The organism is Rhodoferax sp. (assembly GCF_028714215.1).
In the GTDB taxonomy this organism is placed as follows: domain Bacteria; phylum Pseudomonadota; class Gammaproteobacteria; order Burkholderiales; family Burkholderiaceae_C; genus Rhodoferax.
Window position 1 is genome coordinate 1 of the sequence record NZ_JAQTMS010000080.1, and the last position, 17,490, is coordinate 17,490.

18 protein-coding genes and 1 pseudogene are annotated in these 17,490 nt (G+C 62.4%); 11 read left to right on the forward strand and 8 right to left on the reverse strand.

What is annotated here, in order from left to right; translation table 11 throughout:
- Positions 1–496: 496 nt before the first annotated feature.
- The 3 genes and pseudogenes from PHS32_RS22970 to PHS32_RS22980 form a co-directional block, all read right to left on the reverse strand.
- A complete protein-coding gene (locus PHS32_RS22970) occupies positions 497–784 on the reverse strand; it encodes a hypothetical protein (RefSeq protein ID WP_301081781.1) in 288 nt (95 codons plus the stop codon).
- 205 nt (positions 785–989) lie between these two features.
- The gene (locus tag PHS32_RS22975) at positions 990–1,700 is read right to left on the reverse strand and encodes a DNA alkylation repair protein (RefSeq protein WP_301081783.1); all 711 of its coding nucleotides are present in this window, start codon (positions 1,698–1,700) and stop codon (positions 990–992) included.
- Positions 1,701–1,711: 11 nt separating this feature from the next.
- Positions 1,712–1,837, reverse strand: a pseudogene (locus PHS32_RS22980) (alkane 1-monooxygenase); the annotation flags it as partial.
- Between the two features lie 138 nt (positions 1,838–1,975).
- On the opposite strand from PHS32_RS22980, the gene PHS32_RS22985 reads away from it, so the two are divergent.
- Complete coding sequence (locus tag PHS32_RS22985) at positions 1,976–2,362, forward strand: type II toxin-antitoxin system RelE/ParE family toxin (RefSeq protein WP_301081785.1); 387 nt, start codon at positions 1,976–1,978, stop codon at positions 2,360–2,362.
- On the forward strand, positions 2,346–2,687 hold the full coding sequence (locus tag PHS32_RS22990) for an XRE family transcriptional regulator (protein WP_301081786.1): 342 nt from the start codon (positions 2,346–2,348) through the stop codon (positions 2,685–2,687). The genes PHS32_RS22985 and PHS32_RS22990 overlap by 17 nt, the downstream gene beginning before the upstream one ends.
- 39 nt (positions 2,688–2,726) lie before the next feature.
- Here the strand turns inward: PHS32_RS22990 and PHS32_RS22995 are convergent, their stop codons facing one another.
- The 5 genes from PHS32_RS22995 to PHS32_RS23015 all read right to left on the reverse strand — a co-directional run bounded on the left by PHS32_RS22995 (position 2,727) and on the right by PHS32_RS23015 (position 6,811).
- On the reverse strand, positions 2,727–4,226 hold the full coding sequence (locus PHS32_RS22995) for a tripartite tricarboxylate transporter permease (RefSeq protein WP_301081788.1): 1,500 nt from the start codon (positions 4,224–4,226) through the stop codon (positions 2,727–2,729).
- The gene (locus PHS32_RS23000; RefSeq protein WP_301081790.1) at positions 4,226–4,648 is read right to left on the reverse strand and encodes a tripartite tricarboxylate transporter TctB family protein; all 423 of its coding nucleotides are present in this window, start codon (positions 4,646–4,648) and stop codon (positions 4,226–4,228) included. The genes PHS32_RS22995 and PHS32_RS23000 overlap by 1 nt, the downstream gene beginning before the upstream one ends.
- A 215-nt stretch (positions 4,649–4,863) precedes the next feature.
- Complete coding sequence (locus tag PHS32_RS23005; protein WP_301081792.1) at positions 4,864–5,430, reverse strand: hypothetical protein; 567 nt, start codon at positions 5,428–5,430, stop codon at positions 4,864–4,866.
- 104 nt (positions 5,431–5,534) lie between these two features.
- Positions 5,535–5,810 carry a DUF4389 domain-containing protein gene (locus PHS32_RS23010; RefSeq protein WP_301081794.1) on the reverse strand — a complete coding sequence of 92 codons (276 nt, stop codon included), beginning with the start codon at positions 5,808–5,810 and terminating at the stop codon, positions 5,535–5,537.
- Positions 5,811–5,821: 11 nt separating this feature from the next.
- Positions 5,822–6,811 (reverse strand): LLM class flavin-dependent oxidoreductase, encoded by a 990-nt coding sequence (locus PHS32_RS23015; protein WP_301081802.1) that lies wholly within the window; start codon positions 6,809–6,811, stop codon positions 5,822–5,824.
- Positions 6,812–6,948: 137 nt separating this feature from the next.
- On the opposite strand from PHS32_RS23015, the gene PHS32_RS23020 reads away from it, so the two are divergent.
- The 9 genes from PHS32_RS23020 to PHS32_RS23060 form a co-directional block, all read left to right on the forward strand.
- Entirely contained in the window at positions 6,949–9,372 is a 2,424-nt protein-coding gene (locus PHS32_RS23020) for an ATP-binding protein (RefSeq protein WP_301081795.1), read from the forward strand.
- 81 nt (positions 9,373–9,453) lie between these two features.
- On the forward strand, positions 9,454–10,212 hold the full coding sequence (locus PHS32_RS23025) for an SDR family oxidoreductase (protein ID WP_301081796.1): 759 nt from the start codon (positions 9,454–9,456) through the stop codon (positions 10,210–10,212).
- Entirely contained in the window at positions 10,209–10,697 is a 489-nt protein-coding gene (locus tag PHS32_RS23030; protein WP_301081797.1) for a C4-dicarboxylate ABC transporter substrate-binding protein, read from the forward strand. The genes PHS32_RS23025 and PHS32_RS23030 overlap by 4 nt, the downstream gene beginning before the upstream one ends.
- Positions 10,697–12,172: a TRAP transporter large permease subunit gene (locus PHS32_RS23035; RefSeq protein WP_301081804.1), complete on the forward strand. Its 1,476-nt coding sequence runs from the start codon at positions 10,697–10,699 to the stop codon at positions 12,170–12,172. The genes PHS32_RS23030 and PHS32_RS23035 overlap by 1 nt, the downstream gene beginning before the upstream one ends.
- 6 nt (positions 12,173–12,178) lie before the next feature.
- Positions 12,179–13,357 (forward strand): FAD-dependent monooxygenase, encoded by a 1,179-nt coding sequence (locus PHS32_RS23040; RefSeq protein WP_301081798.1) that lies wholly within the window; start codon positions 12,179–12,181, stop codon positions 13,355–13,357.
- A 93-nt stretch (positions 13,358–13,450) separates the two neighbouring features.
- A complete protein-coding gene (locus tag PHS32_RS23045; protein WP_301081805.1) occupies positions 13,451–15,031 on the forward strand; it encodes an ABC transporter substrate-binding protein in 1,581 nt (526 codons plus the stop codon).
- A gap of 39 nt (positions 15,032–15,070) precedes the next feature.
- Entirely contained in the window at positions 15,071–16,120 is a 1,050-nt protein-coding gene (locus PHS32_RS23050; RefSeq protein ID WP_301081806.1) for an ABC transporter permease, read from the forward strand.
- The gene (gene nikC / locus PHS32_RS23055; RefSeq protein ID WP_301081799.1) at positions 16,117–17,046 is read left to right on the forward strand and encodes a nickel transporter permease; all 930 of its coding nucleotides are present in this window, start codon (positions 16,117–16,119) and stop codon (positions 17,044–17,046) included. The genes PHS32_RS23050 and nikC overlap by 4 nt, the downstream gene beginning before the upstream one ends.
- Positions 17,043–17,490, forward strand: a 448-nt coding sequence (locus tag PHS32_RS23060) for an ATP-binding cassette domain-containing protein (RefSeq protein ID WP_301081800.1), incomplete at its 3' end; no start/stop codon positions are given. The genes nikC and PHS32_RS23060, both read left to right, overlap by 4 nt.

Sequence of the window (17,490 nt, forward strand, 5' to 3'; positions counted from 1 at the left end):
GATTCTCATGATGTCGGGATCTGCAATTTCAAGCTTACGCATAGGGGCTCCTTGCAAACAATCAGGAATCCACAGTGTAAGTCAATTATGCGGCGTTATATATGTCGCTATGTTTAGAAGTAGAAACCGAAACCGAAGAGACGTCATCCCCGACTTCTATCCATCCTCTTCTCAGGTATGAATTTCTCACGAGCCGTGGCGCAAGAATGGCATAGACAACTGCGACAAAGAACATAAGAATTGTCGCAGGTGGCCCCATGGACGCATACAGGACTACCGCAAGGAGTATCCAAATGATGGTCGGTGCCCACAGGCCACAGACCATGAAGTAAAGCCCCCCGAATAACAGCGCCCAAAGCCAAGGCGTTGACTTACCTTCAATGTAGCCATTTTTAGGATTTTTGAATTGCATAGCATTCCTTTGTTATGGGCAAACAACGAAGCTCACGGACCTACCCCAACTGGTTTGGCGGAACGTAGATTTTGAACTCACGACTCACGACTCACGCATGTGCGCGCAACTTGGACATTCCTCGGCGGGATGATCTTCCACGACATTCTTGATATAGTCAGTCATTTCGCGCCTACTCTCAAAGGTGTCACGGAACTCACCGCGAGAAAACTTGCCATTTCCAAGCTTGTAGGCACTTTCAATTTCCTCGTTTCCCTCGTACGCGATATCGTGAAATTCGCACTGTTCTAGAACCCCGGCTTCGATCGCGATCTGGATCGCTATTCCGCGTTTTGCTTCGTGGTCTTCGAACATTCGCTTGGAACCGCTCATAGCATCTCCTAGTTCTTTCTACCGTTTGAGTTCGCCGATTGCTCGCCCTAATACGGTGCAATGATAGATTAAGCAAAGATAGGACCCAACCTGATCAACCTCATCCCGACCTAAATTGGATCCAAGCATCCGGGCGAGTTCCTGATCGGTGAGCGGCGGGTTGTGCGGGTCGCTCAAGGCTGCGGCCGTGATGGCAACATCTTGTTCAGGTGTTGGCGGAATGATTGAGGAGCTTGGTCACCCGCAACCGCAACTGCACCGCCTCGCTCGTGAGTTCACGCAGCGCGTCGGCGGCAATCCAGCGTGCCGACTTTGTGCCCTGTTGTTGGATGCACCGTGCGGCGGCGATGGCCGCGGCGTTGAGCACAGGGTTGCGCTTGCCGATGTTGCGCAGCGCCCAGTTCACGGCTTTCTTCACGTAGTTGCGTTCGTCTGAGGCGGCTGCTTCGATCAGGGGCAGCGCTGCCACAAAGCATTGGTCGTCGGCCTGTCTGTCATGCACCGCCAGTGTCGCCAGCAGGGCAAAGGCGGCGCGGCGCACAAACTCTTCGGGTCGTGCGCCCCATAGCGCTACCTTGCGCCAGGCCAGCGGGGACGCCACGAAGGCGCTGCCGCAGACCTGGTCGCAAACGTCCCAGGACGAAAAACCTTTGGCCCAGGTGTCCATCTGTTTGGCGCTCAGCTTGGCGGGCTCGGCCACCATGCCGGCCACGATGCGGGCGTCGGGGATGCCGGTGTCCCACAACGCCAGTGCCAGCGCGTGGTCATGGCCCAGGGTTTTGGCGATTCGCCGCAGCGCCGGCACCGACAAGCCCAGGCGCTGCTCGATGTTGATGCCAAAGCGCGCCATGCCGGCCAGCTCGGCCGGTCGGGCGTCCTGTTGCAGCAAGGCGAGGGCGGCAGTCAGATCGCTCAAAGTCTGTCCTTTCAATGCGTCGCGGAAAAAATTTCAGCGGTGATCTCGTAACAGCGCACGCGCGCCGCGTGATCATAAATCTGCGAGGCGATCATCAACTCGTCGACCCCGGTGCGCTCGATAAAAGCCCTTAATCTTGCCACTGCGCAAAATTGGCTGCGCTCGCTGGCATGCAAGTTCGCCCGAGTGCACCTCAGTCTGACGCAGGTCAGGGTGGTGTCATTTCGAGAAATCACCCAGCTTGCGTAAATATGGCTTTAAGTACATAATTCGCTATGGTTTGGAACGTCCTTTTTCACGACGACTTTGCTGTTGAGTTCGCGGCCCTGGCTGAATCCTTGCAGGACGAGCTACTGGCTCATGCCCTACTGCTGAGGGATTTTGGTCCCGCCCTGGGGCGACCAACAGTGGATACCTTGAAGGGATCGAAGCACACCAACATGAAGGAATTGCGGTTTGCCTGGACCGGCGAGGTGTGGCGCGTGGCGTTCGCGTTTGATCCCGAGCGCCAAGCAATTTTGTTGGTCGGCGGCGACAAGGGCGGTGCAGATCAACGGCGGTTCTACAAACGACTGATCGCCGTGGCTGACGAGCGGTTTGACGGCCACCTCGGCACATTGAAGGCATCAAATAAGGAACATCGGCATGGCAAAAAAACTTGAGCAACTAATGGCTGACCTGCCGGCGAAACGGCGGGCAATGATCGAGGCGCGTGCTGGTAATTTGGCGACGCTGAAAGACTTGCGCCAGGCCGCTGAACAGACCCAGCAAGACCTTGCTGTGGCCTTGGGTGTCGGGCAAGATACCATTTCTCGCTTGGAGAAGCGCAGCGATATGTTGTTATCGACGATGCGCCGATACGTTGAGGCGATGGGCGGCACCTTGGAGTTGGTCGCGCAGTTCCCCAACCGGCCACCTGTGGTTATTGACCACCTGACCCCGGTGGCCGGCCAGCGTAACGCGCAACGGTCAGATGCAGCCGCGTGACTTCGGTCGCGCTGGGACAGGCATCCGTCTGATGGGAGCTCAGGCGGTTACCGGCGTCGCTGGTTTTCGCGACTGAAAATAAAACACCAACAGCTGCCACACGATGAAGAGAGCAATCAAGGCCAGCAAGGTGCCGCTGATCGGGTGGGTGACGAAGACGCTGAAATTGCCCCGGCTGATGAGCATGGCGCGGCGGAAGTTTTCTTCCAGCATAGGGCCCAGGATGAAGCCCAGCATGAGCGGCGCGGGATCGAGTTTCAGGCGCAGGAACAGATAGCCGATGAAGCCAAAGACGGCGGTGATGAAGATGTCATCCAGGTTGTTGTTGATGCTGTAAGTCCCGACGCAGCAGAAGAACAGGATCGACGGAAACAGCACGCTGAAGGGGATCTTGAACACCGACAGCCAGTAGCGCACCAGGGGCACGTTAAGGGTCACCAAAAAGCAGTTGCCGACCCACATGCTGGCCACCAGACCCCAGAACAAATCGCGGTGCTCGGTGATCATGTTGGGGCCTGGTTGAATGCCCTTGATGATGAAGGCGCCCATCATCAAGGCCATCACCGCGTTCTCCGGGATGCCGATGCTCATGAGCGGGATAAAGCTGGTGCGCGCGGCCGCTTCGTCGGCGGCCGCTTGCCCGGCCACACCCTCGATGGCGCCGTGACCGATCTCGTCCTTGTACTTGCTGAAACGCTTGTCGACAGCGTAGGCCGCGAACTGGGCGATGGTGGGGCCGCCACCGGGCAGGATGCCCAGCACCGAGCCGATCACACTGCCGCGCAAGGCGCTGGGAATGATGCGCTTGAACTCGGGCCAGGTCGGCATCAGCTTGATCTTGCCGTTGAACGGTGTGAGCTGGCTGCCGCTGTCGAGGTTCTTCACGACCTCGGCAATGCCGAAGCAGCCCAGGGCGATGCTGATCAAGCCGATGCCGTCCAGCAGGAACGGCATGTCCATGGTGAAGCGCGCAACGCCGCTGTTCACATCGGTGCCGACCACGCCCAGCAGCACGCCGATAAAGGCCATGGCCAGGCCGTTGAGCAGGCTGCCGGTGGTGACGAAGCTCACGCACATGAAGCCGAACAGCATCAGGGCACAGTAATCGGCCGGGCCGAACAGGAACGCCACCTCGCCCAGCGTCGGGGCCAGTGTCGCCAGCACCACGATGGCCACGGTGCCGCCGATGAAGCTGGAAACGCCGGCGGTAAACAAGGCCAAGCCGGTCTTGCCCTTGAGCGTCATCTGGTAGCCGTCGATGCAGGCCACGATGCTGCTGGCGTGCGGAATTTTCATGGTGATGGCGCTCACGGAATCACCATATTGAGCGCCGTAGTAAATCCCGGCCAGCATGATGAGCGAGCCGTCGGTGGGCAGGGAATAGGTCAGGGGCAGCAGCAAGCTGATGGTGGACAAGGGACCCAGGCCGGGCAGCAGACCCACCAGTGTGCCCACCGCGCAACCGATGGCGCAGTACATCAGGTTGTGCAGGGTCAGCGCGTGTTCAAAACCAAACGCGAGGTTGTTCAGGATGTCCATCAGAATAAGGGCAGTTGCAGGCCAAGTAGGTAACGAAAGGCAAAGGCAACGGCAATCAGGCCGGCGCAGATCTTGAGGTTGCGCAGCACCGAATACGAGGTGCCGCCGAACGAAACGCAAAACACCAGAAACACGATGCCCGCAATCATGTTCAGGTGCTCGGAGATCAGCGCGAAGCCGCACAAACCGAGCAGGACGAAGCCGATGTTCTTGACGTTGTAGTTCAGGGCTACCGGCTTGACGAAGCGGGAACGCACCACGCTGATCAAGCCAATCAAGAACAGCAGGCAACTCACCATCAGCGGGAATAGGCCGGGGCCGGATCGGCTGAAGTGGCCGATCTGGTAATTCAGCGACCCCAGGCCGAAGACCAGGGCAATCGCCATCAAGACCAGGCCTCTGACCAAATTGATGTTGTTCATATCGAGCGAAATCTCCTCATCTGTTTTGCCGCGCGCAGCGCTAAGCCGACGGGGCAATTGTGTGGCTCGATTTCAGCGATCGATATATGAGAAAGTACGTAATAGAAACTCCGTAGTGGGAACTACGTAGCCCGCTTGAAGCGCGGATCAAAGCCCCCGGCAAGGCCAGGGTCAAAGTCAGTTCTGCGGTTGCCCCTTGGCGGGCATCCCCGCGCTCACTCCTGGCAGTTGCCGCTGAGTTGCCCGACGACTTTCTTGTCGGGCAGCGCGTCCTGGCTGGCCGGTGGCAGCTTTTGCGAATCGTCGGAGCTTGGTGTGGTGGGGACCGATGCCGTGATCGATTTGATCAGGACAACCAATGAATCGCAATACTGGCTGGGCAGGCGCAGTTCGGACCCGATAAGCACCCGCTCGCCGAATTGAACCCGCCCATCGGCGCTGGCACCCAGGATGGCAAAGGGTTGCTCTTGCGTCCCGATATCGCGGACCCGGATGGTGACGCCGTGGCGAACCCAGACGCCACGCTCCTGAAGGCTGAACTCTTCCGAGAAGGTGCCCCGCGGCCTGGGTGTGACAGTCGGTGGTGCAACATTGACAATGGCTTGCGCCGGGTTGTTTGGGGATCTTGCCGAGAAGACATCTTGCACCTTTGCAAGGTGATCGGTGAAAGCCCCGATTCCGCTGAAGCCGATCGCCAGGATGGCCACACACACAAGGAACGGGTGCTTCTTCAAGCCCCCCAGCCACCGATTGCCATAAGCAGGTGATTTTCCGTCGGCCAAGATAGTTCTCCTTCGAGAGTTACGCCCAACGTCATGTGCGAAGGGCGATTCTAGGAAGTAAGAAACTCAGTGCCTATCCCCCAAATGGGGGATATCGAAGCCGTTTAGTAGGAATCCGAAGGCCAGTCGCTGAACGGGAACGGCAGCACTTCCGTGGAAAAACTGACAAAGTTTGCAATCTGGCCCAGGTAACGCCCCAGACTGCGGCCAAACGCGCTCAGACGCAAGTTCGGCACGTCGCTGACAACGGCCAGCACAAACTGGACCAGGGCGAGGAAAAACAGCAGGGTGCCGGCCAACTGGTAGGCCATGCCCAGCAAGATCATCAGCAGACCGCGCAACCAGATGTTGCGCCGGATCGTGACAGGATATTCGCTCATGGTTTGTCCCTTCAAAGCGTTGCGGAAAAAATTTCAGCAGTGATCTCGTAAGAACGCAAGCGCGCCGCGTGATCATAAATCTGCGAGGTGATCATCAATTCATCGGCCCCGGTGCGCTCGACAAATGCCTTCAGACCGGCGCGCACCGTGGCAGGAGCGCCGATGGCGGCGCACGACAGCACGCTGTCCAGCAGGGCACGTTCCTGTGGAGCGAGATGGTTGGCGTAATCGGCCAGCGGCGGCGGCAGGCGCGACGGGCGGCCGCTGCGCAGGTTGACAAAAGCCTGCTGCATGGAAGTTGCCCGAAATGCCGCCTCCTCGTCCGTGTCGGCGGCGAACACGTTGAAGCCCAGCATGACGTAAGGCTTGGCCAGTTGCGCCGAGGGGCGGAAGTTGCTTCGGTACAGCGCCACGGCCTGCATCATCTGCTGCGGCGCAAAGTGCGAGGCAAAAGCAAAGGGCAGACCCAGCGCGGCGGCCAGTTGAGCGCCAAACAGGCTGGAGCCCAGAATCCAGAGCGGGATGCTCAGCCCCTGGCCCGGCACCGCGTGCACCGGGTTCTTGCAGGCGCTGGAAAAATAGTCCAGCAACTCGACCACATCGCGCGGAAACTCGTCGGCGTCGCTTGCCAGGTTGCGGCGCAGGGCGCGCGCGGTGATGGGGTCCGAGCCCGGCGCCCGGCCCAAACCCAGGTCGATGCGGCCGGGGTACAAGGACTCCAGCGTGCCGAACTGCTCGGCAATCTGCAGTGGCGAATGGTTCGGCAGCATGATGCCGCCGGCACCGACGCGAATGCTGGAAGTGCCACCGGCCACATGGGCTATCAGCACCGAGGTGGCCGCGCTGGCGATGCCCGGCATGCCGTGGTGCTCGGCCAGCCAGTAGCGCCGGTAGCCCCAGCGCTCGGCGTGCCGGGCCAGATCCAGCGTGTTGCGAAAAGACTGGGCAGCGTCGCCGCCCTGCACGATGGGGGAGAGGTCAAGGACCGAAAAAGGAATCATCGGCAGCATGTTAGGCCAATCAAAAGAACGACAAGCATGCGCCTTGTCAAATCGGATGTTGTCGATTGGATAAAACTGGTTGACACTGCTTCGTGAAATCGGGCAAAACATGTGCTCAACAATGGAGGGGTAAGAAAATGTCGATCTCAAGCCTGACGCCCGGCGACCTGCGCGTCACCATCGCGCCTGCATCGCTGGGCTTTGCGGACACCTCCGAACTGCTGGGACTGCCTCTTCCCTGGATTGGGCAGGCGCGCGCGGAGACGGCGGCCCGCTTCGGCCTCGGGCTGGAGCAGCCGGACTACAACCTGTTTGTGCTGGGCGAGGTCGGCAGCGGGCGCTCTTCGCTGTTGCAGCAGGTGATGCGGGAGGTCGCCGCCGGCAAGGCCCAGCCGCCGGATTTATGCTACCTGCACAACTTCGATGCGCCGGAGAAACCGCGCGCCTTGCGCCTGCCGCCCGGCCAGGGACACACGCTGCGCCAACTCATGATGCAGTTGTGCAAGACGCTGCAAAAAGAGATTCCCAAGCGGCTCGACGGCCCTGATTTCAAGGCCGAGAGCGAGCATATCGAGAAGACCTACAAGACTGAAGAGGCCAAGGCCTATGCCGAGCTGGACACTTTTGCCGAGGCCCGCAGTTTCGCCCTGTACCGCGAGAACGGGCACCTGGTGTTTACCTTGCTGGGTGAGAAAGGCAATGCCCTGACCGAGAGCGAGGCGCGTTCCCTGCCCAAGGAACGCCGGGCCCAGGTGGAACAGGCAGAGCAGGAGTTGCGCGAAGAAATTGCCCGCTATCTGGACAAGATCCGGCCGATCGAGCGGGTCATGAGCGAGGGCTTGACGGCGTTGCGGCGCCAGATCGTCAAGCCGCTGCTGGAACACGAGTTGCAGGACATTCGCGACGCTTTGAAGAAGCAGATCAAGGACAGCGTCAAGCTGGGCTCTTACCTGGATCAGGTGCTGCACGACGTGCTGGATAACCTGGCGCTGTTCCGGGTTTCCGAAGACGAGGAGGAACTGCGTCTTGAGCAGTTGGCCGAGGTCTTGTCGCGTTACCGGGTGAACCTGCTGGTGGACAACGCGGCGCTGGCCGGCGCGCCGGTGATCGTCGAGAACAACCCGTCGTTTCGCAACCTGTTCGGCAGCATTGAATACCAGCCGGACGAGGATGCGCTGGTGACCGATTTCAGCCGCATCCGCGCCGGCAGTCTGCTCAAGGCGCACGGCGGCTTTCTGCTGCTGCATTTGCGCGACCTGCTGAGCGACGAGCTGGTGTGGGAAAAGCTGCGCCGTTTTTCGCGCAGCGGGCGCTTGCAGATCGAGGAGCCGGGCCCGTTGCTGACGCCGCTGGCTTCCGTCTCGCTGGAGCCCGAGGCGGTGGATGTGGAGGTCAAGATCGTGCTGATCGGCTCGGTCGAACAGTACTACGAATTGCAGGAGGCCGACCCCGAGTTTGCCCGGCGCTTTCGCGTCAAGGTGGATTTTGCCGAGAGTTTCTCGGCCAGCGCCCAGACCTACCGGGCGTCGGCGGTTTTTGTGGCACACGCGGTCAGAAAACTGGGTCTGCCGCATTTTTCCGCCGCCGCCGTGGCGCGGCTGCTGGAGGACTCGCACCGCGAGGTCGATGACCAGTCGCGCCAGAGCGCCATCTTCGGCCGCACCGAGGCGCTGGTGATGGAAAGCGCCGCCGTCTGCCGCCAGCGTGCCGCCAGCTTGGTCGAAGCGGCCGACGTCGAGGCCGCTGTGCAGGCGCGCAACTTGCGCCACGACTACCCGGACCAGCGCCTGCAGGAATCGATCACCGACGGTGACCGCTTGATCAGCCTGCGCGGTGAAATAACCGGCCAGCTCAACGGCTTGACGCAGATCGATCTGGGCGACTACCGCTTCGGCTTTCCGGTACGGGTCACGGCGCGCACGTACGCCGGCAGCGAAGGCCTGCTCAACATCGAGCGCGAGGTCGAAATGTCCGGCCCGATCCACGACAAAGGCGTTCTCATCCTGCACAGCTATCTGTCGGCGCTGTTCGCGCACATCGCGCCGCTGGCGCTCAATGCCTCCATCGTGTTCGAGCAGGAATACCACGGCGTGGAGGGCGATTCGGCCTCCTGTGCCGAGTTGTACGCGGTGCTGTCCTCGCTGTCGGGCTTGCCGCTCAAGCAAGGCATTGCGGTGACCGGCGCCGTCAACCAGCATGGTGAAGTGTTGCCGGTGGGCGGCATCAACGAAAAGATCGAAGGCTACTTTCGCATCTGCGAAACGGCGGGGCTCGATGGCACGCAGGGCGTGCTGATACCGCAGCGCAACCGGCGCCACCTGATGCTGGAACGCAAGCTGGTGGACGCCGTGGCCGCTGGCCGGTTTCACATTTACACAGCGGTGCATGTGGGCGAGGGCCTGGAGCTGCTGACCGGATGTTCTTCCGGCATGGACGCCATGACGGCCAGCGGCTATGCCCATGACAGCGTGCTGGGCCGGGCCCAGAAAACCCTGAAGGCCTACCGGCGCGCCTGCCAGGCGGCGGATCTGCCCAAAGGGCCGCGCAAGAACTCGCGTTGACGCGGTTTACCCCGCCGCCCCCGCCGCAGCTTCGGCTGCATCACAATAGCGCTCCTTGGTGGCTTACAACAGGCGGCAACAATGAGTGTTCAATGTGACTCCGGCAAGAGCGTTTTCATCACCGGTGCCTCGTCCGGGCTGGGGCGCCAGATGGCGATCGAATTTTCACGCCGTGGCTACCGGTTGGCGCTGACCGCGCGCCGCCTCGATGCGCTCCAGGCCTTGCAGTCGGAGCTGGAAAAGAATGGCGCCGGCCGGGTCTTTGTCGCGGCACTGGACGTGACCGATGATGCGGCGGTGGCACAGGTGCTGGCCGAGGCCAGGGCATTTTGCGGCGCGCTTGATATCGTCGTTGCCAATGCCGGCATCGGTCACCATGGCTTGATCGGCAAACTGCCTTTTGCCAAGGTGCGCGACACCATCAGCACCAACATCATCGGCTTCATGGCCACGGTGGATGCCGCCATGCAGTGTTTTCGTGAGCAGGGACACGGGCAGTTGGTGGGCATCAGCTCGGTGGCAGCCTTTCGCGGCATGCCGGCGACCGGCGCCTATGGAGCCTCCAAGGCTGCCGTCACCACGTATCTGGAAGCGCTGCGGGCCGAGACTCACGGCAGCGGCATCGTGGTTACCACGCTGTCGCCGGGTTACATCGACACGCCGCTGAACCGGGGCGCCAAAAGCCGCCCGTTTGTGATCCCGGTGGAGCAGGGCGGCAAACTGCTGGTCGATTTGATTGAGCGAAAAGTCCAGTGCGCCACGGTGCCGCGCTGGCCCTGGGCGCTGCTGGCCCGGCTGCTGACCGTGTTGCCCACGGCCCTGCTTGCGAGGCGCAAATGACCTCCGACCCCGAGCGCCCGCGTTTGCGGTTGATGCAGCCCTTGCTGTTGGCCACCAGTCTGCTGGTGCTGCCCCTGGCGTTTCTGCTGTTTGCCCAGTGGCCGCTGCGCGAGCTGGAACTGGGCTGGTCGCGTCAGGTCAACGATGCGGCGCAAATCCTGTTTGCCGTCTACGTCGCCGTGGCCATTACCGCCGCATCGCGGGCCAGAACCCATCTGGCGGCGATTCATGGCAGTGCCGATCCGGCGCAAGCGCCCCGCCGTTGGCGCGCGACCCTGTTGTTGCTGTGTGTCACGCCGTGGGCTCTGTTCATGCTGTGGGCGGCGGCGGCCCCGATCGCCAACTCGGTGCTGAGCCTGGAAAAATTCGGTGAAACGCTGACGCCCGGTTACTTCGTCATCAAGCTGGCACTGGCATTGCTCCTGCTGCTGGTCTTGATCGACGCCATTGCGACCTGGCTCGGCGCCTGGCGTCATCGGTCGTGATGCTGCAAGGTTCGTCGCTGGGCTTGTGGATGCTGTTGGCGCTGGCGCTGCTGATCGTCACCACCGGCTTGCCGGTATGGGCTTTGCTGATCGGCGTGGCCAGCGCCTTCGCCAGCATCGCGCTGCTGGCGGGAAGCCTGGACCTGGCGATCCTGGCCGCCATGCCGACCCGGATCATCGGTTTGCTGGAGCACGACTTGCTACAGGCGCTGCCCCTGTACGTCTTCATCGGCGTCTTGTTGCAGCACCTGACGCTGGCCGATGTGCTGTTCTCGTCGCTCAAGCGTCTTTTCACCCGCACTGGCGTGGGCGGCAGTCTGGCGGCCTTGAGCGTCGGCGCCTTGATCGCCCCCATGAATGGCTCGGTGGCTTCCAGTTCGGCGCTGCTGGCCCGGCTGGTGGCGCCACGCCTGGGCCGGATGAACGCGGCAGCAGCCACCGCCTTGATCAGCGTCGCCGCCACCATCGGTGTGGTGGTGCCGCCGTCGCTGGTGCTGATCCTGCTGGGCGAAGCGATGCTGGCGGCGCACACCGAAGCCAGCAATCTGCCCGGCTTCGTGTTGGGCAGCCAGCGCATCATCAACACGCGGGATGTCTTCAATGCGGCCTTGTTGCCGGCCCTGTGCGTGCTGTTGCTGTGGGCCGTGCTGGTTTGGTGGTTGGGACGAAAGAATGCTGAAAAGCCGGCGCCGGCGCGCTTTCAATGGCGCCAGGAAGCCCTTTCCCTGCTGGCGGTAACGACGATCGTGCTGCTGCTGGCGGCGGTCTTTAGCGGCAAGATGTTTGCGGTGGAGGCGGCGGCCAGCGGCGGTGTTTTGCTGGTCGCCGGCGCGCTGGCGTCACGCGCGCTGAACTGGCCGCAATGGAAACTGGTGCTGGCCGACACACTGGCCCTGAGCGGTGCGCTGTTTGCCCTGTTGGTGGGGGCCAGCACCTTCAGCCTGGTTTTCAGGCTGCTGGGCACTGATCGCTGGATTGCGCTGCTGCTGTTGCATTCGACCCTGCCGCCGCAGTTGACGGCGGCGCTGGTGTTGTCGGCGGTGGCTTTGTGCGCCTGGGTGCTGGACGCGTTCGAGATGATCTTTGTTGTCATTCCTATCGTTGCGCCACCCTTGATCGTGATGCTGGGTGATGCCCAGCAAACCGCCGTTCTGTTGCTGCTGGTATTGCAACTGAGTTTCCTGATCCCGCCAATGGGCTATGCGGTGTTGATAGCGCGCGCCCGGGCCGGTCTGGGAGCGGTGGCCACGACGGCGCTGCTGAAAGCCTTGTTGCCGTTCATTTTGGTGCAGTGTGCCGTCACAACACTGGTCTTCCTGGCGCCAGGGAGCGTGCACCGGCTCGATGCAGCGGCGCCGGCAGCGACCGATGCGGCGCCCATGTCAAGCCAGGATATCGATCAGCAGATGCGCGACATGGCGCGCCAGAACGATGCCAGCGAACCTCTGGCGCAGCGCCCCGAACTGGCAAAATAAGCACCGATGAACAAACGAATATTGGTGGTTGGCGGTGGCATTGGCGGCCTGGCGGCGGCGCTGGCCTGTTCCAGGGCCGGTACCGATGCAGCCTTGTTCGAACGCGCCAGCGCGTTCAGCGAGGTCGGGGCCGGCATCCAGTTGGGGCCCAACGTGGTGAAGGTTCTCCAGGGCTGGGGTTTGCAGGACGCGCTGAAGGCGGTGGCCGCCTTTCCGCAGCGCTTGCAGGTGCGCAGCGCCATGACCGGCCAGGAGTTGGGTGTGTTGCGTCTGGGGGCTGCGACCGTGCAACGCTATGGCGCACCCTATGCAACGATTCACCGGGCCGATCTGCATGCCTTGCTGCTGGCCGCATTGAAGCAGGGTGGCGACATGCCGCTGAACCTCGACAGCGAGGTCGCCGGCTTTGTGCAGCACGACACTGGTGTCATGCTGCGGACCACCGATGGCCGCCAGGCGCAAGGCGCCGCGCTGGTCGGCGCCGACGGTTTGTGGAGCCGGGTGCGCCAGCAGTTGCTGGGTGACGCTGCGCCGGTTGCCAGCGGTCATCTGGCCTATCGCGCCCTGGTGGCGCAGAGCAGTCTGCCGGAAAAACTGCGCTCCCACCAGGTCACCGTCTGGTTGGGGCCGGCGATGCATGCGGTGCAATATCCGGTGCAAGCCGGCGCCTCGCTCAACGTCGTGGTGATCGTCACCGGTCGCGTGCCGGGCGACATCGCGAGTTGGGACCACGCTGCCAACAGCGCCAATTTGCGACGCAGCCTGGCGCACGCCTGTAGCCCGTTGCAGGAACTGCTGCAAGCCATAGCGCATTGGCGTTTGTGGGGTCTGAGCATCCGTCCCCCGATGCGCGGCCCGTGGGAGCAAGCGCAGAACCGGGTGGCGCTGCTGGGCGACGCGGCGCATCCCATGGTGCCGTACCTGGCGCAGGGCGCCGGCATGGCGATCGAGGACGCGCAGGCGCTGGCCCAGTCGCTGGCGGCCAGCGGCGTCGACGTGGTGACCGCATTGAGGCACTATGCCAACGCCAGATGGCAGCGCAACGCGCGGGTCCAGGCCGGCGCCCTTCGCAATGGGCAGATATTTCATGCCACCGGCTTGCTGCGCTGGGGTCGCGATGCCGCCATGAAAGTGCTGGGAGAACACCTGCTGGACATGCCCTGGCTGTACCGTGGCCCGGCCTGATGCGGCATGGGCATGAAGCCCAAAAAAAATGGAGTAGCATCGCGCCTTGTCCGATTTTTTTTCATTTCTCCAGAGGAGAGTTACGTGAAAGCTTTGTTCATTAAATCCGCGGCAGCCATCACCGTTGCGGCAGCCTTTGCCCTGCCGGCGCTGGCCGCCACGCCCAAAGACACCTTGGTGGTGGCCTGGTCGATTGACGACATGATCACCCTGGACCCGGGCGAGACCTTCGAGCTCTCGACCGGCGAGATCATGGGCAACTCGTACGACCGGCTGATCCGTCTCGATGTGAACGATCCGTCCAAGCTGGTGGCTGACGTGGCCAAATCCTGGTCGGTGTCGGCCGACGGCAAGACCTACAGCTTCGAACTCAAACCCGGAATCAAATTCGCCTCCGGCAATGCCTTGAGCGCCGAGGACGTCGTGTTCTCCCTGCAGCGCGCCGTGATTCTGGACAAGGCGCCGGCTTTCATTCTGACGCAGTTCGGTTTCACCAAGGACAACGTCAAGGACAAGATCAAGCAGACCGGTCCCTTGACGCTGACGATGGAAACCGACAAGTCGTACGCGCCGTCCTTCGTCTACAACTGCTTGACGGCCAATGTGGCCGCCATCGTCGACAAGAAGCTGGTGCTGTCCAAGGAGGTCAACGGCGACCTGGGCTACGCTTGGCTGAAGACCAACTACGCCGGCTCCGGCCCCTTGAAAGTGCGTGAGTGGCGGGCCAACGAGATCGTCGCGCTGGAGCGCAACGACAACTACTACGGCGAGAAAGCCAAGCTGGCGCGCGTCATCTACCGGCACGTGAAAGAGGCGGCAACGCAACGCCTGCTGCTGGAAAAAGGCGATGCCGATATCGCCCGCAACCTGTCGCCGCAAGACCTTGCCGCGATCGTCAGCAACAAGGACATCAAGACCACCGCCACGCCCAAGGGCACCGTGTATTACTTCAGCCTGAACCAGAAGAACCCGATTCTGGCTAAACCGGAGGTGCGCGAAGCCTTCAAATGGCTGGTCGACTACGCGGCGATTGGCGACACGCTGATCAAGAACATCGGCGTCATCCATCAGAATTTCCTGCCTATCGGTCTGCTCGGTGCCAGCACCGAGAAGCCTTACAAGCTTGACGTTGCCAAGGCCAAGGCGCTGCTGGCCAAAGCCGGCTATCCCAACGGCTTCAAGGTCACGCTGGACATGCGCACGGTGCAGCCGGTGCAGGGCATCACCGAGGCCTTCCAGCAGACCGCCAAACGGGCCGGCATCGACATCGAGATACTGCCCGGCGATGGCAAGCAGACCCTGACCAAGTACCGGGCCCGTACCCACGACATCTATGTGGGCCAGTGGGGCGCCGACTACTGGGATCCGCATAGCAACGCCGACACCTTTGCGCGCAACCCCGACAACTCGGACAACGCGAAGTCCAAGCCGCTGGCCTGGCGCAATGCCTGGGACATCCCCGCTCTGACAAAGAAAGCCGATGCCGCCGTGCTGGAACGTGATGCCAAGAAACGCAAGGCCATGTACGAGGAGATAGAGACCGAGTTCCGCAAGACCAGCCCCTTTGTGATGTTGTTCCAGGAGACCGAGGTGGCAGCCATGCGCAGCAATGTCATGGGTCTGAAGCTGGGTCCGACCTTCGATACCAATTACATGTTCAAGGTCTCCAAGTAAGCGTCGGTCACTGATTCTGGTTTGAGCGCCGTTACGCAAATGCCGTCGGGCCGGCGCAGGGGTGTCGGTCCGCGTCGCTGGCTCAAGGCCGCGGGAAATTTCCTGCTGGCCATTGTCTTGACTTACCTGGGGCTGCTGGCAGTCACGTTTTTCATTGGCCGCGTGATCCCGATCGACCCGGTGCTGGTGATCGTCGGCGACCACGCCAGCGAGCAGGTGATGGCCCGGGTACGCGAAGAGATGGGCTTGAACAAGCCGCTGTGGCAGCAGTTCTACATCTACCTCGGCAAGGTCCTGCACGGTGATTTCGGCGTTTCGGTGCTGACCTCCAATCCGGTGCTGCAGGACATCAAGCGGGCTTTTCCGGCCACCATCGAGCTGGCCACGCTGGGCATCATCATCGGCGCCGGCATCGGTGTGCCATTGGGTGTCTGGGCCGCCGTGCGGCGTGGCGGCCTGGTCGACCAGGTGGTGCGGGTGATGGGCTTGATCGGTTATTCGGTACCCATCTTCTGGCTCGGCCTGATGGGGCTGGTGCTGTTTTATGCCCGCTTGGGCTGGGTCGGCGGGCCGGGCCGCATCGACGTCAGCTACGAATACACGCTCACCCTGGTCAGCGGCTTCATGCTGCTCGACGCCGCGCGCGCCGGACAGTGGGACGCGTTCGGCAACGCCTTGTCGCACCTGATCCTGCCGGCTGCGCTGCTGGGCTATTTTTCGCTGGCCTACATCAGCCGCATGACGCGCTCTTTCATGCTCAACGAACTGGCGCAGGAGTATGTGGTGGCGGCGCGTGCCAAGGGTCTGTCGGAGGCCCGCATCATCTGGCGCCACGCGCTGCGCAATGCGGCCGTGCCGCTGGTCACGGTGGTGACGCTGTCGTACGCCGGCCTGCTGGAGGGCTCGGTCCTGACCGAAACCGTGTTTGCCTGGCCCGGGCTGGGCTTGTACATCACCAACTCGCTGCAAAACGCCGACATGAACGCGGTGCTGGGCGGCACCATCGTGGTCGGCTCCATCTTCATCGGCCTGAACCTGTTGTCGGACCTGTTGTACCAGTTGCTCGACCCGCGGACCAAGAAGCGATGAGCGACAACAGCACCACGCGGCGCGCGCCCAGCCTGCATGACTGGCTGATGTCCGAGCGACCGCAGTCGCGCCGGCAGGCGTCGCTCGGTCGGGCCTACGGCGCCTGGCGCACCTTTGCCCGCAACCGGCTGGCGCTGCTTGGCTTGGCGATCGTGCTGGCGCTGGTGCTGCTGGCCATCTTCGCCGATCTGCTGGCGCCTTACTCACCGTACATCGGCGACCTGCGCACGACCCGCTTGTTGCCGCCGTCGGTCATGCACTGGTTCGGCACCGACGATCAGGGTCGCGACATTCTGTCGCGCCTGATCTTTGGCTCGCGCATCACCTTGTACGTGGTGCTGCTGGTGGCGGTGCTGGCGGCGCCCATCGGACTGGCCGTAGGCACCGTGGCGGGCTATGCCGGCGGCTGGCTGGACGCCGTCCTGATGCGCCTCACCGATATCTTTCTGGCGTTCCCGCGGCTGATTCTGGCACTGGCTTTTGTTGCCGCCCTCGGCCCCGGCATCGGCAATGCGGTGATTGCCATCGCCATCACCTCCTGGCCGCCTTATGCGCGCATCGCGCGCGCCGAGACGCTGACGATTCGCCAGACCGACTACATTGCGGCGGTGCAACTGCTGGGCGCCTCGCCCTGGCGCATCGTGTTGCGCCACATCATGCCGCTGTGTGTTTCCTCGGTCATCGTGCGCGTAACGCTGGACATGGCCGGCATCATCCTGACCGCCGCCGGCCTGGGCTTTCTGGGCCTGGGGGCGCAGCCGCCGATGCCGGAGTGGGGCGCCATGATCGCCAACGGCCGGCTCTACGTGCTGGACCAGTGGTGGGTGGCGGCGGCGCCCGGCGCGGCGATCTTTCTGGTCAGCCTGGCTTTCAACCTGCTGGGCGACGGCTTGCGCGATGCGCTGGACCCGAAGACGACAAAATGACGCTGCCATCAAGTTCAAATTCGGGTCTGCCCGGCGAGCCCATGTTGCGGGTGGATGACCTGCGGGTCTCGTTTCCGAACCGCGACGGCGGCCGCACCGAGGCTGTGCGCGGCGTCTCGTTTCAACTGGGGCGCGAGCGCCTGGGCATCGTCGGCGAATCGGGCTCCGGCAAGTCGCAGATGGGGCGGGCGATTCTGGGCCTGACCGCGCCCGAAGGCCGGGTCACGGCCAACAAACTGGCCTTCAACGGCATCGACCTGCTGGACTGCGCGCCAAAGCAGCGGCGCGAGTTGCGCGGCGGACGCATTGCCATGGTGTTGCAAGACCCCAAGTTCTCGCTCAACCCGGTGATGACCATAGGCCAGCAAGTGGTGGAGACGCTGCGCGCCCACAGCCGCGTTTCCGGCAAGGCCGCGCGCAGCGAGGCCATGGCGGCGCTGGAGG

Coding starts and splice junctions, on each gene's coding strand:
- PHS32_RS22970 (WP_301081781.1), bottom strand. CDS start 784: ATGAGCGGTTCCAAGCGAATGTTCGAAGACCACGAAGCAAAACGCGGA.
- PHS32_RS22985 (WP_301081785.1), top strand. CDS start 1,976: ATGGTTTGGAACGTCCTTTTTCACGACGACTTTGCTGTTGAGTTCGCG.
- PHS32_RS22990 (WP_301081786.1), top strand. CDS start 2,346: ATGGCAAAAAAACTTGAGCAACTAATGGCTGACCTGCCGGCGAAACGG.
- PHS32_RS22995 (WP_301081788.1), bottom strand. CDS start 4,226: ATGGACATCCTGAACAACCTCGCGTTTGGTTTTGAACACGCGCTGACC.
- PHS32_RS23000 (WP_301081790.1), bottom strand. CDS start 4,648: ATGAACAACATCAATTTGGTCAGAGGCCTGGTCTTGATGGCGATTGCC.
- PHS32_RS23010 (WP_301081794.1), bottom strand. CDS start 5,810: ATGAGCGAATATCCTGTCACGATCCGGCGCAACATCTGGTTGCGCGGT.
- PHS32_RS23015 (WP_301081802.1), bottom strand. CDS start 6,811: ATGATTCCTTTTTCGGTCCTTGACCTCTCCCCCATCGTGCAGGGCGGC.
- PHS32_RS23020 (WP_301081795.1), top strand. CDS start 6,949: ATGTCGATCTCAAGCCTGACGCCCGGCGACCTGCGCGTCACCATCGCG.
- PHS32_RS23025 (WP_301081796.1), top strand. CDS start 9,454: ATGAGTGTTCAATGTGACTCCGGCAAGAGCGTTTTCATCACCGGTGCC.
- PHS32_RS23030 (WP_301081797.1), top strand. CDS start 10,209: ATGACCTCCGACCCCGAGCGCCCGCGTTTGCGGTTGATGCAGCCCTTG.
- PHS32_RS23035 (WP_301081804.1), top strand. CDS start 10,697: ATGCTGCAAGGTTCGTCGCTGGGCTTGTGGATGCTGTTGGCGCTGGCG.
- PHS32_RS23040 (WP_301081798.1), top strand. CDS start 12,179: ATGAACAAACGAATATTGGTGGTTGGCGGTGGCATTGGCGGCCTGGCG.
- PHS32_RS23050 (WP_301081806.1), top strand. CDS start 15,071: ATGCCGTCGGGCCGGCGCAGGGGTGTCGGTCCGCGTCGCTGGCTCAAG.
- nikC (WP_301081799.1), top strand. CDS start 16,117: ATGAGCGACAACAGCACCACGCGGCGCGCGCCCAGCCTGCATGACTGG.